At 62.0% G+C, this 8,643-nt stretch carries 9 protein-coding genes; 6 read left to right on the forward strand and 3 right to left on the reverse strand.

The features are described from left to right. Together WAW39_RS04020 and WAW39_RS04025 are read right to left on the reverse strand one after the other, a co-directional pair. Positions 1-594, reverse strand: a 594-nt coding sequence (locus WAW39_RS04020; protein ID WP_422316025.1) for a dihydrodipicolinate synthase family protein, incomplete at its 3' end; no start/stop codon positions are given. Next, positions 591-2,045 carry a hypothetical protein gene (locus tag WAW39_RS04025; protein ID WP_422316027.1) on the reverse strand — a complete coding sequence of 485 codons (1,455 nt, stop codon included), beginning with the start codon at positions 2,043-2,045 and terminating at the stop codon, positions 591-593. The genes WAW39_RS04020 and WAW39_RS04025, both read right to left, overlap by 4 nt. Positions 2,046-2,227: 182 nt before the next feature. Between WAW39_RS04025 and WAW39_RS04030 the strand changes: the two genes are divergently transcribed. From WAW39_RS04030 to WAW39_RS04045, 4 genes are all read left to right on the forward strand, one after another. Beyond that, positions 2,228-3,442, forward strand: a complete 1,215-nt coding sequence (locus WAW39_RS04030; RefSeq protein ID WP_422316029.1) for an alpha/beta hydrolase family protein — start codon at positions 2,228-2,230, stop codon at positions 3,440-3,442. Beyond that, entirely contained in the window at positions 3,442-5,454 is a 2,013-nt protein-coding gene (locus WAW39_RS04035) for an alpha/beta hydrolase domain-containing protein (protein WP_422316031.1), read from the forward strand. Before WAW39_RS04030 ends, WAW39_RS04035 begins: the two co-directional genes overlap by 1 nt. Before the next feature lie 92 nt (positions 5,455-5,546). After that, positions 5,547-6,950: a Gfo/Idh/MocA family protein gene (locus WAW39_RS04040; RefSeq protein ID WP_422316033.1), complete on the forward strand. Its 1,404-nt coding sequence runs from the start codon at positions 5,547-5,549 to the stop codon at positions 6,948-6,950. A gap of 3 nt (positions 6,951-6,953) precedes the next feature. Continuing rightward, a complete protein-coding gene (locus WAW39_RS04045) occupies positions 6,954-7,889 on the forward strand; it encodes a GNAT family N-acetyltransferase (RefSeq protein WP_422316035.1) in 936 nt (311 codons plus the stop codon). On the opposite strand, the gene WAW39_RS04050 is transcribed toward WAW39_RS04045, so the two are convergent. Beyond that, the gene (locus WAW39_RS04050) at positions 7,870-8,076 is read right to left on the reverse strand and encodes a hypothetical protein (protein WP_422316037.1); all 207 of its coding nucleotides are present in this window, start codon (positions 8,074-8,076) and stop codon (positions 7,870-7,872) included. The genes WAW39_RS04045 and WAW39_RS04050 overlap by 20 nt on opposite strands. Positions 8,077-8,173: 97 nt before the next feature. Here WAW39_RS04050 and WAW39_RS04055 point away from each other — a divergent pair, with 97 nt between their 5' ends. Next, positions 8,174-8,338 (forward strand): hypothetical protein, encoded by a 165-nt coding sequence (locus WAW39_RS04055; RefSeq protein ID WP_422316039.1) that lies wholly within the window; start codon positions 8,174-8,176, stop codon positions 8,336-8,338. A gap of 55 nt (positions 8,339-8,393) precedes the next feature. Then, the coding region (locus WAW39_RS04060) for an RrF2 family transcriptional regulator (protein WP_422316041.1) at positions 8,394-8,643 on the forward strand (250 nt) is incomplete at its 3' end.

Below are 8,643 nucleotides of genomic sequence, written 5' to 3' on the forward strand. Positions count from 1 at the left end.
GAAGTTTGGAAACTCCTTCGCCAGCTCGATCATGAGCTTCACGGACGGCACCGGCCCTTTGTAAGCCACGCCGCCTGTCGTTTGAAAGATGACGGGGCGCTGCGCCACCTCTGCCAGTGCACGCCAGTACTGCCGCAGGTCCTCCTCCGTGCGTCCCGAGTCTGGCGGACGTGAGATGATGGCTGCAGGCGCGAGTTTTTCAGCATGGCGCGAATACAGGAGCATCTCCGCCGTGTCTTTTCCCTGCACACCGAGGCAGAGCGCTGATGTCTTGAAACTGCGCGAGGTCTTCGCCAGCACCTCCATGCCGCGCAGCTTTTCCTCCATCGTCAGCAGGTCCACGCTGTCGCCCGACTGCGGCCAGATCATGCCTGGACAGCCGCCCCAGTCCACAAACCGCGCCTGATTCGCCAGCACCTCATAGTCCACTGCGCCGCTTTCCGTGAAGGGTGTCGAGAGAATCGGAAACGGTCCGCGCACTCGTGGGTCGGCATCAGCAGCGTGCAGTCGCGTTTCATTCCAAAGCACTGCGGCACCGGAGAGCGCAGTGCCGAGGAGCTGCCGCCGGGAAAGATGATGGGCTGACGGCTTCATTGGCTGGCTTTGGGGGTTTCTGGCGCAGCAGGCCACAGATCGTTGAAGGCTTTCACGGTTTCATCCACCAGCGCCTGGCCGCCTTCGGGGCCGACCCGGCTGCTTTGAATGATGGCGCTGTAGCTGCCTCCGGCCACGGCACGGGGTGTCGGCAGATAGCCGCCTGAGCCGGTCAGCTGAATGAGAAAGGTCTGCACCGCAGGGCTGCGGGCCTTCATCTGCACGCCGTAGTCGGTGAAGAGTTCAAACTCATTGGTGGCGATGGCCACATCTCCGAGGCGCAGGGCGTGGAGTTCCATCTGGAAGACACCCGCAGCCCCGGATTTTTCAGCTTCATAGCGATCCACCACGCCTTGGTTCCAAAGATACTTCCACTGTTCCTTGGGGTCGTTCTTGTATTGCTCGACGGCCTTCTGCGCATCGGCCAGCTCCTTCTCAGTCACCTTGCGCCAGGGCAGGTCGATCTTCTTTGTGTGGTGCTGCAACACCGCGCCGGTCACCGGCTCCAGTTTGGCGCCTTCATACGCCTCCTCCCAGCCACGCACGACACGCCGGGCGACTTCTTCCAGCCGTGTGAGGCCGCGGAGACGGCGCATGCGCTCATCCGCCGCCTTGCCATACATCGGGCGCGGCACCTGGTCTCCTCCGGCTCCGGTCCAGGCGAGGATGTGGAGATCCTTGCCATGACGCTCACGCAACTGGCGGCGCACCGGATCCCAGAAGTCGGCGTGGATCACTTTGAGCCCCTCGACTTCCTGGGAAGGGCATGGGACGTTCACCGCCGTGGCGATGAGCGTGTTGTTGAGATCCCAGAAGAACAGCACTTCGAGGTTGTGATCCTCATAGCCCTCGATGCCGCGAAACTCCGGCACATTGGTGGGGCCGTACATTTTCGCGGTTCCGTCCGCGTAGGTCGCACGGCGGTTCTGGGCGATCACCGCCTGCCCTTGGCCCCAGCCTGCTTTGGCGGGCTTGCGCTGCTCCCAGCTTTGCGCCGCAGCCGCCACGATGTGATCCACCAGGAAATCGGTGTATTCCATGGGCAGCATCACATTCTTGCCGAGCAGGCTGTAGCGATCCCCCTTCATCGTCACCGGCGCGGTGTGAGTGTGCGTGGCATTGAGGACGAGCTTGTTGAGATCAAATCCGGGCAGCTTGTCCCTGGCCTTCTCGCGGACCAGCTTGATGAGCCCATCGCGGATGGCCACGATGTCGCAGGAAATCATGATGGCCTGATCCAGCACCCGGTCTCCCTCGCGCGATTCCAGTCCCAGTGCGGTGGCAAAGATGTGAGTTTCGGGTTTCTCAGAGATCCGCACATGCATTTGTCCGTCCAGCGCCACGGGGCGGTCTGGCGTGATGTCAACGGTGGCCGCACCCACATGGAGATCTGAAGCCGAAGCAGCAGCAACAGAGGTTGCGATGAACAAAGAGAGCAGAAAAAGGCGCATTGGGTTAATACCCAGCTTCCACGAGATTTTTGTCAGCGTTTTTGCTCCGAGGCCGATACCACAATCTGCAGCGGTTCCAATAGACACGATAAGCCTCACCAACAAGGCGCGTAGAATCATGCCTCGTCTGACCAGCCGTCACGATCTTGTCTGCTCGCCGCTTTGGAAAATTCCCGCCCACCATGAATCATCCCCCTGCACCGACTTCTTTCTCACGTCGTTCCTTCATCAATAAATCAGGAGCGGCGCTGCTGTCCGGCTTGTATGGGCAGTCCCTCTTTGGAGCAGAGGGACAGAAGCCGCTGCCCGAGGGGTGGCATCTGCGGATGGGCCAGGCCCAGACGCCCGCGGAAGCCATCGCCGAGCTGGAGGCCTTCAAAAAAGCCACCCCCGATCTGGCGAGCTGGGAAAAGCGCAAGGCGGCCATTCGTCGCGGCATCCTCGAAGGAGCACGGCTGGCGAATCCACCGGAGAAGCCCCCGCTGGACCCTGTGTACTCCAACAAGCGGACCTATGAGGGGTACACGGCGGAGAGCGTGTACATCCGCAGCTGGCCCGGCTTCTACATCACCGGCACGCTGTATCGGCCTCTCGGGATGAAGCCCCCCTATGCCGGCATCGTGTCTGCACACGGGCACGGTGGCCGTTTCCTTCCATCGCGCCAGACCCGCTGTGCGGTGCTGGCCCGCATGGGGGCTGTGGTGTTCCACTATGACATGGTAGGTTATGGCGACTCAAAAAAAGCGGGCTGGGATCATGGCAAAGTGCCGGAGATTCAGCGCTTGATCATGTGGAACTGCATTCGCGCCCTGGATTTCGTCTCGTCCATCGAGGGGGTTGATCCCCAGCGCATCGGCATGACCGGCAACTCCGGCGGCGCCACGCAGACGTTCCTCACTTCCGCCCTGGATGAGCGCATCGCGGTGGCGGTGCCGAGCTGCCAGGTGTCCGCGCATTTCTTTGGCGGTTGCCCGTGTGAAAGCGGCATGCCTATTCATTGGGGGCCAAACCACAAGACGAACAACGCCGAGATCGCTGCGATGACCGCACCACGGCCTCAGCTCGTCATTTCCAATGGAGCAGACTACACCCAGCACACGCCGGAGGTGGAGTTCCGCTACATCCAGCACATCTACAGCCTTTACGGAGCCGCAGACAAGGTCGTGAACGCTCACTTCCCACTGGAGGGGCACGACTATGGGCCGAGCAAGCGACTGGCCGCCTATCCGTTTTTCATCCGTCACCTCGGACTCAACAGCCTGCGCGCCTGGGCCAAGGAGGAGCAGATCAACGAAACCTTTGCCAAAGTGGAGACTGAAGAAGAAATGCTCGTCTTCAATGCCGGCAACCCCTGGCCGAAAGACTCCGTGGCCCCCAACACCCCCCTGCCCTTCTGATGAGCCTCTTTTTCTCCCGAATCATCGTCGCCGCATTTTTCATCGGCCTGGCTCATGCGGAAGTCACCCGTATTGAGATCACCGGACGCTCGCCGTTTGCAGCGGGCAAGGTCTTTGGTGCCGCAGGTGCCTATGAGCGTCTTGAAGGGCGGATGTATTTTGAAACGGACCCGCGCAACGCGGCCAATGAACGCATCAGCGACCTTCAGCGGGCGCCGCACAACGCCGGAGGGCGCGTGGAAAGCTGGGCGGACTTCTTCCTGCTGAAACCGACCGACGCCACGAAGGGCAACGGCGTGCTGCTCTATGACGTGAACAATCGCGGCAACATGCTCGCTCTTTGGACCTTCAACGATGGCGAGCGCACGAATGATCCGAAGTCAGAGTCGCATGCGGGCCATGGCTTTCTCATGAAGCACGGCTTTTCCCTGCTGTGGTGCGGCTGGAACGGCGAGGTGCAGGCCGATGACACACGGCGTTTGCTCTGCGGACTGCCGGTGGCCACCGAGGACGGCCGGACGATCACCGGGCGGGCGCATCTGGAGATCAGCACCACGGAAAAAGTCTTTAGCCGGGCCTTTTCGTGGAGCCCTTGGGGCATCGGCGCGGCGTTTCCATCCGTAAGCCTCGACAACACGGACGCGACGCTCACGATGCGCCCGCAGCGCGATGCTGAAGGCGTCGAGATACCTCATGGCGAGTGGGCGTTTGGTCGCATGGAGGATGGGAAATTCATCCCAGATGCCACGCATGTTTATGTGAAAGCCGGTCTGCGCCCCGGCTGGCTCTACGATCTCGTTTACACGGCGAAAGAGCCTCGCGTGACCGGGCTCGGCCTCACCGCATTGCGAGACTGCGTGGCCTTTTTCCGTCACGGGGCAGCGAAGGAAAATCCGCTGGCGGGCGCGGTGCAAAAGGCCTGCGTGTTCGGCATCTCCCAGTCGGGCCGCGTCATTCATCACTTCCTGCATGAGGGGCTGAACACCGACGAGCAGGGACGCGCGGTCTTCGACGGCGCATTGATCCATGTCGCGGGCTCCGGAAAGGGCATGTTTAACCATCGCTTCCGCATGAGCACGGAGTTCGGCACGCAGCACGAAGGGCATCTTTCCGGCAGCGAGTTCTTCCCGCTGGCTCCGCTGCCGCAGACGGATCCCATCACGGGCGCATCAGGAGACTCGCTGGCCCGTTCGAGAAAGTCCGGCCACACGCCACGTCTGATTTTCACGCAAACCTCCACCGAGTACTGGAGCCGCGCCGCCTCGCTGCTGCACACCGATGTGGAGGGGAAAGGCGATCTCACGCTGCCCGACGATGTGCGCGTGTACCTCGTGGCAGGGGCGCAGCATCTCGGCAAGAGCGACGGCACCACCGGCATCTGCCAGCAGCCGCGCAACACGCTCGATGATCGCGGCCCCGTCCTGCGGGCCATGCTGCTGCACCTCGTCGATTGGGTGAAGCATGGCAAAACACCGCCGCCTAGCCGCCATCCGCGCATAGAAGATCACTCGCTAGTGAGCTTTGACGAATGGAAGTCGCAGTTTCCGAAGATCCCGGGCTGCCGCCTTCCCACGCAGGCCTACCAGCCTCCGCGCCTTGATTTCGGGCCGCGTTTTCACAGCGAAGGCATCGCCGACATCATCCCGCCCAAGGTCGGAAAGCCGTTTCGCACGCTGCTGCCCGCCGTGAATGCCGATGGCAATGAAACAAGCGGCATCGTGCTTCCGGAGGTCGCCGTGCCGCGCGGCACCTACACCGGCTGGAACCTCCGCTCGCCGCAGGCAGGCGCTGAAACGATGCTCGCGCCGCTCGACGGCATGTTCATCCCCTTCGCCCAAACCAAAGCCGAGCGCGAAAAGACCGGCGACCCGCGTCTCTCACTGGAAGAACGCTATCCGACACGAGAAGCCTACCTTTCCCGTCTCGCGAAAGCGGCGAAGAAACTCCACGAAGAAGGTTTTTTGCTGGAGGAAGACGTGGCGAGGATCATCGAGCGGGCTTCAGCGCAGTAGGCTTGTCGGCGGCGGCACTGCAATCCTTCCAGCTGCCATGGCTGCCAACACGTCTGAAGAATGCCACGCAGGACGGCGTATTGCATCACCGCATGAATCCTGCTCCGAGTTCCTCACGCCGACATTTCCTCAAAACCACCGCCGCCGCGGTGACTACTTTCAACATCGTCCCCCGGCATGTTCTGGGTGGGCCGCGCTTTGTGCCGCCGAGCGAAAAGGTGAACGTGGCGATCATCGGCACCGGCGGGCAGGGCCGCACCAATGTGCGCAATCTCCTGCCGCTTGAGGATTGCCAGATCATCGCCGTGGCAGATCCGGCGGAGTCGTTCAGCCTTGAAAATTTTTACTTCAAAGGCATGGGCGGCCGCCTGCCGGTGAAGGCGGAGATCGAGAAGCACTACGCCACCAAGACACCGAACTTCCGCTGCGCGGACTACATCGACTTCCGCGAGATGCTGGAGAAGGAGAAGAGCATCGACGCCGTGCTCATTGCCACGCCAGACCATCTGCACGCCTACTGCTCGGTGATCGCCATGCGGTCCGGGAAGCACGTCTACTGTGAGAAGCCGCTCACGCACAACATCTGGGAGGCGCGTCACGTGGCCAAGGTGGCCGCAGAGACCGGCGTGGCCACCCAGCTCGGCAGCCAGGGGCATTCGTCGCTCGGCACACGCGAGACGATCGAGTACATCCAGGACGGCGCCATCGGCGCGGTGAAGGAGATCCATGTGTGGGTGGGCGCGAAGCGGTGGAATCCCACCCTCGCCGGAAAGCCCACCGACACACCGCCGGTGCCTGCAGGCCTGAACTGGGACCTGTGGCTGGGCCCGCGCCAGGAGCGGCCGTTTCATCCGGCATACTTCCCCGTGGCGTGGCGTGACTTCTGGGACTTTGGCTGCACGGGCATCGGCGACTTCGCCTGCCACGACATGAACACTGCCGTGCGCGCCTTTGATCTGCCTGTGCCCTCGCGCATCGAGGCGCACGCGGCCGGTTTGATGACGAGCGACATCGCTGGGCATGGCGCGCTTATTTATTACACCTTCCCCGCAGCGGGCGCGCGGCCGGAGATCCGCATGACCTGGTATGACGGTGGCATGATGCCGCCCACGCCCGAGGCGCTGGGTGCTTTCCCACTGCCAAAACGTGGCTGTCTTTTCATTGGCGAAAAAGGAGTGATCCAGTGCGATGGCGGCGGCGGGCCGCCCCGGCTCTTCCCTGAAAAACGCCGCGTGGAATACCAGAAGCCGGCGCCGCGGCTGAAACGCTCCAACGGCCATCATCGAGACTGGATCGATGCATGCAAAGGCGGCGAACCCGCGACGAGCCCCTTTGCCTACGCCGCCCACCTCACGGAGATCGCGCTGCTGGGAGTGCTCTCGCTGCGCGCGCAAAAGCCCATCGAGTGGGACGCTGCGGCGATGAAAGCCAAAGGCCTGCCTGCCGCAGACGCCTTCATCAAAGAACAATACCGCAAAGGCTGGGAGATCCTCTGAGCCATGAGCGAGCACATCGCCTTCACGGCCCTCACCGCATCCGACCGCGAGCCGATCGCCCGCCTGCTGCACCGGGCGCTGGTGCACTGGTATGAGAGCCGCCTCGGTCAGGGATCACGCTTTGGCGGCAGCCACGAGCCCTTCACCCTCTTTCCTGACGTCTATGAGGCGCTTGATCCCGGTGAATGCGTCACTGCCCGCACGGCCAGCGGCGAGATTGTCGGCGTGTGCTTCTCGCACGAGCGTGAAACGCATGTCTCAATCGGCATCGTCGCCACCGCGCCGGACGCGGGTGGGCGTGGGATCGCGAAGAAGATGATGTCGCTCGTCTTGGACAAGGCGAAACGCCTTGGCAAGCCCGCACGGCTTGTTTCAAGCCTGCTGAACCTCGACTCATTCTCGCTCTACACGCGGCTCGGATTCGTCCCCGGGGCGATGTTTCAAGATTTGCTCATCACCGTTCCCGAAACCGGCCTGGCCGCCACCGCACCTGAGGGCATCGAAAGTGTGCGTGATGCCGTTTTGGCCGATGCGCCGCGAATCTCCGACTTCGAGCACGCTCAGCAGGGCATCCGTCGCGAAAAGGACTTCGCGTTTTTCATTCGCAACGAAGTCGGTGCCTGGCGGGTGCTCGTTTCCGAGGCCTCGGATGGCTCCGTAAACGGCTTCCTCGCCATGAGCACGCACCCGTCGTTCACGATGATCGGTCCTGGTGTCGCCATCGATGAGACAACGGCAGTCGCCTTGCTCTGGCGAGCTCTCGACTGCTTGCGGGGTCAAACGCTCGTCTTCCTCGCCTCCTGCGCCGCGTCCGCCCTCGTACGCACCGCTTACTCGTGGGGAGCTCGCAACGTGGAGCTGCATGTCGCGCAATCCACCGCTCCCGTCGCTGGTGCGAAAGGCATCGTCTTCCCGACCTTCATGCCGGAGACAGCGTGAGATCCTGGCTGCGCATGGAAAGAGAAGCCTCATCTGCGATGCTCCATCCCTGCGTGTGTTGCAGGGATGAGGTGAGGAGGTCGTTGACCAGTCGTGTCATGGGACGGCGAAGCCGCCGGCCTTCATGATGCAATGAGCAGATGATGACCCGATCGATGCAGGGCGAATAGTGGGTTCGCCGGGGCATGGTGGGTGGATAAACCCGGCCTATGCGATAGAAGCGGAACGGAAAGCGCAATGGGTTGAGGTGCCAGGGGAATGACAGCTGTGGAAGAGTCACCGTGATGGTGAACCTGCCCATTGAATACTCTGACAAGCCGGTGACGCCCTTTGGCGGCATGGCGCTGCTCAAGCGCTTTGTCGACCGGACCGGCATCCGGGAGCATCTGGCCGGAATCCGCGAAAGTTCGGTGTTTTGGATCCCGCCTAACACGCCCACCGTGCCGTGATTTGGAAAATCAAATCCTGCTTGCCGAGCAGGAATAATCATTTCATTGTGTCCTCATGCGATTGACCAAACGCGGAGAATATGCCTTACGCACCCTGATACGGCTGGGCATTGCCGAGCGGCAGAAAGAAGGAGTGATTTCCGTCTCCTCATTGGCCGAGCAGGAGCACCTGCCGTTTAAGTTTCTTGAAGCCATCTTGTTTGAGCTGCGCACAGCCGGCTACGTGGAAAGCACTCGCGGCAAGTATGGCGGCACGCGTCTCGCCAAGCCGATGAAATCGATCAAAATGGGCGAAATCGTCCGCC

Source organism: Prosthecobacter sp. (genome assembly GCF_049294395.1).
Lineage (GTDB): Bacteria > Verrucomicrobiota > Verrucomicrobiia > Verrucomicrobiales > Verrucomicrobiaceae > Prosthecobacter.

What these genes read in the sequence shown, in the direction of transcription:
- WAW39_RS04025 (WP_422316027.1), bottom strand. Translation starts at nt 2,045, where the DNA reads ATGCGCCTTTTTCTGCTCTCTTTGTTCATCGCAACCTCTGTTGCTGCT.
- WAW39_RS04030 (WP_422316029.1), top strand. Translation starts at nt 2,228, where the DNA reads ATGAATCATCCCCCTGCACCGACTTCTTTCTCACGTCGTTCCTTCATC.
- WAW39_RS04035 (WP_422316031.1), top strand. Translation starts at nt 3,442, where the DNA reads ATGAGCCTCTTTTTCTCCCGAATCATCGTCGCCGCATTTTTCATCGGC.
- WAW39_RS04040 (WP_422316033.1), top strand. Translation starts at nt 5,547, where the DNA reads ATGAATCCTGCTCCGAGTTCCTCACGCCGACATTTCCTCAAAACCACC.
- WAW39_RS04045 (WP_422316035.1), top strand. Translation starts at nt 6,954, where the DNA reads ATGAGCGAGCACATCGCCTTCACGGCCCTCACCGCATCCGACCGCGAG.
- WAW39_RS04050 (WP_422316037.1), bottom strand. Translation starts at nt 8,076, where the DNA reads ATGCCCCGGCGAACCCACTATTCGCCCTGCATCGATCGGGTCATCATC.
- WAW39_RS04055 (WP_422316039.1), top strand. Translation starts at nt 8,174, where the DNA reads ATGGTGAACCTGCCCATTGAATACTCTGACAAGCCGGTGACGCCCTTT.